This window comes from Burkholderia alba (genome assembly GCF_034721475.1).
Lineage (GTDB): Bacteria > Pseudomonadota > Gammaproteobacteria > Burkholderiales > Burkholderiaceae > Burkholderia > Burkholderia alba.
Window position 1 is genome coordinate 1 of sequence record NZ_JAWJWL010000154.1, and the last position, 832, is coordinate 832.

The 832-nt window shown below is 45.7% G+C and carries 2 protein-coding genes; both read left to right on the plus strand.

The annotated features are described in order from the left end of the window. The first annotated feature begins 30 nt into the window (after positions 1 to 30). On the plus strand, positions 31 to 81 hold the full coding sequence (locus RZR99_RS32960) for a hypothetical protein (RefSeq protein WP_323123849.1): 51 nt from the start codon (positions 31 to 33) through the stop codon (positions 79 to 81). 170 nt (positions 82 to 251) lie between these two features. Continuing rightward, positions 252 to 832: T6SS immunity protein Tli4 family protein (locus RZR99_RS32965; RefSeq protein WP_323123848.1), on the plus strand; the 581-nt coding region annotated here is incomplete at its 3' end.

Here is an 832-nt window from a genome sequence, read left to right on the forward strand (position 1 = left end):
CAGCGGCCGACTCTTACCGATGAGCAGGCGATTGCCGTATTCGATGCGGTAGTCAACTCGATCCGGCTACGCCCGACATAAGAATGAAAACGTACTAAGCAACGTGCTTTATTGCGTAGCGAAAATCGTACAATTGACTCCCCCGGCGAGCGGACTTCCGCCGTGCAAGGAATAACATGATGAGACGATTAATTGGATCATTACTCTGCATAATCCTCACTTACTCAACCTGTTATGCAAAAGAGCCTTCAATGGACAATACCAAAACGTATTGCTTCGGTAGATATTTGATCGACATTCCTGTCTCAGCTCAAATTAACGGGCAGGCATACGAGTATATTTTTGGAAGACTTGATACCCTGCGCGCTTCTGACGATATCGCAATCATCAAGGAAAATTCAGAAAAAATAATTAATACCCTCAAGACGACGAACCCTGAATCCGGGTATACATACGACTCGACAATCAGCCCAAACATCAAATCAAAAATAATCGTATCAGTTTCCAGGCCATATGGACGCCAAAATTTCGGATTTGACATGCTTCGCGAGGATGGCAATATTTTATTTTCGATGAAAGAACGGTCCTTTCAGGAATCTATTTTTTTAAAAGAAGTGCTTCCGACAGTGAAATCGAAAGTCATTCCCAATTTACATGCCCGTAAAAGTGATGATATCCCGGCTCAGCCCGGATTCTGCCTGAAAGATGGATTCATCGCCGATGACGGCACAACCCCGCAATACGAAAATGCCGGAATGAGCTTCAAATTCCCGCAGTGGCCCGGCATCGTCATCACGGTCAGCGCCAGCACCACGACCAAGGCAGGAGAAAA